This window comes from Flavobacterium pygoscelis (genome assembly GCF_023162025.1).
In the GTDB taxonomy this organism is placed as follows: Bacteria; Bacteroidota; Bacteroidia; order Flavobacteriales; family Flavobacteriaceae; genus Flavobacterium; species Flavobacterium pygoscelis.
This window is the reverse complement of the sequence record NZ_JALNUB010000017.1, coordinates 11,462-13,645: the sequence shown is the minus strand read 5'-3', so window position 1 is coordinate 13,645 and position 2,184 is coordinate 11,462. Positions and strand designations below refer to the sequence as shown.

The following is a 2,184-nucleotide window of genomic DNA, read 5'->3' as shown; positions in this document are numbered from 1 at the left end:
ATTCATGTTTTGCTTTCGCAAGATATTCTATCTTAGCCGAAAGAACTCGGTTACGAAGTTCGCAACCTCGCCAAGCGCCAAGACGTTACCAGAAATTATGAGAAAAACACTGCAAATAATTACGTTTCTATTTTCAATCGCAAATTATGCGTGTATATGTAACGACCAAAGCATAACTGAAAAGTATATTCAATCTGAATTTGTCGCTAAAGTAAAAATCATTAAAAATTACAAAAATGTAGATTCAAAAGAGATTTACAAAGCAGATATTATCATTAATGAACTTTACAAAGGAGAGAGTTTAAAATCAATTTATATCAATGGAAGAAGCGATGGAAATATGGGAAGTTCTTGTTCTATTTTTATTCCGGAAAATACTGAACTAATTATTTATGCTCAGAAAAATAATAATGGAAAATATACTATTGGAATGTGTTCCGGTTTACTTTATTTGAAAAAAAGCAACTTAAAAAAACAAGTACGAGAATTAGAAATTTTAAAAATTTTTAAAACACAAGGAATAAATTTAACAGACAAAATTAATTATCGTGAAAAAGGAACATTATCTAAAAAATTAGAAGAATTTAAAGGAATAAAACTAGATAAAGAATATGGAATTTATGAAATAAACTTTGATTCAAATTTGAAGATAACAAATGTTAAACAAATAAGTGGATTTGAAAATCCAATTGACAAAAAACTGATGGATATCTTATCTACAACAGAATGGACAAGAACAGAAGAAATCTTAAAAAATGAAGTTACAGAAAATAGAAAACTAATAATTGGAATTTATTTCTACAAAAGTGAAAAAGAAAACTCAAGTTTTTTAAGCCAATTTTATCTCTAAAAAAAGAAATAACTTCTGGTAACAGCCGTTACAAGCGATTTGCGGATTTAGTGGAATTACCGTTTTTTAATCCTATTTTCGTTAAGCCGAAAATACGCAGTTTCAAAACCCGCAAACCGCTTGTAGCGCCAAGACGTTGTACATAATTATGAAAAAAAAGGAAGAATTTAATAACTTAATGCAACAAATGAGAAAATATTTCTTTAAAATTGCCCTTCTGATTTTTGGAATTTATTTTACTTACCACTATTATGATAATAGAAATGAGATTAAAAATCTGAATTATGGAGTAAAAGCTAATGAATTGAGAAAAGCTTTACATGTCCCGATTATAGATGAATATATGAAAGCACGAAATAGACATGATGATGGATTTTTTGGAAATGGATGGAGTTCTTGGAAAAAAACGCCAAATGAAAATGAAATTCTACATATTTATAAAAATGTAACACCATCGGAAAAAGACGGTTTTATTTTGAATGATGAGAATGACGGATTCCGAAAAAAAAATGGGGATGGAAAAATTATGCAATTAAATATTTTTAGTACCATAATTGGCGATTCAATTTTAAAAAGAAAAGGCAGATTCTTTTATTATGAATCAAAACCAAGAATGGAAAAGGAATTGAATGAAATAGAAATTGATAGTATTGCTAAAAGTTGGAATTTAGACTATCTGACAAAAAAATAACTATGTACAACAGCGGTTTGCAAAAATGGCGAAATATGTGCTAAATTCACGTTTATCTTTCGCAAGAAATTTTTTCTTAGCAGAAAAAACTCGGTTCCGAAGTTCGCCACTTCTGCAAGCCGCGAAACGTTATGCGTCAGCAGGTTGGATCGCACAGAAAAAGAAGAAATTAAAGCTTGAAAACTGAATTGCAAAACTTTAAAAGCGAATTTTTTATCGATTTTTTTGGCTTTTAAAACTTGAAAATGAAACTTGATCAAGTATGCGTAAAGCAGAAACCTGAAAATTAGAAGTTGATTAAGTTTGTAGAATGTAGAAACTTAAATATTGGAATTTGATTAAGTTTGTGTAAAACAAAAACTTGATAAAATTGGCTGAATATTAAAATGGAAATTAGAAACTTGAAAAGTAAAATTTTCGCGATTTTTTTTTAGATTTTTAAGATCAAAATAGATGTTTAAAACTTAATAAAATAATTAAATTTGGAAAAGCCAATTGGAATAAATTGGAATGTACAAACATAGAACATATACTGCCGAACGCATAACAGCCGTTTGGCGAGATTGCGAATTTTGTAGTTAATTCATATTTTTCTTTCGCAAGATATTCTATCTTAGCCGAAAGAAATCGGTTACGAAGTTCG

General features: G+C 28.6%; 2 protein-coding genes. Both read left to right on the top strand.

Going from position 1 to position 2,184, the window contains the following annotated elements; all coding sequences use genetic code 11:
• The first annotated feature begins 97 nt into the window (after positions 1–97).
• Positions 98–850 carry a hypothetical protein gene (locus MW871_RS15685; RefSeq protein WP_248429343.1) on the top strand — a complete coding sequence of 251 codons (753 nt, stop codon included), beginning with the start codon at positions 98–100 and terminating at the stop codon, positions 848–850.
• Between the two features lie 148 nt (positions 851–998).
• Positions 999–1,541: a hypothetical protein gene (locus tag MW871_RS15680; protein WP_248429342.1), complete on the top strand. Its 543-nt coding sequence runs from the start codon at positions 999–1,001 to the stop codon at positions 1,539–1,541.
• Positions 1,542–2,184: the final 643 nt, after the last annotated feature.

What these genes read in the sequence shown, in the direction of transcription:
- MW871_RS15685 (WP_248429343.1), top strand. Translation starts at nt 98, where the DNA reads ATGAGAAAAACACTGCAAATAATTACGTTTCTATTTTCAATCGCAAAT.
- MW871_RS15680 (WP_248429342.1), top strand. Translation starts at nt 999, where the DNA reads ATGAAAAAAAAGGAAGAATTTAATAACTTAATGCAACAAATGAGAAAA.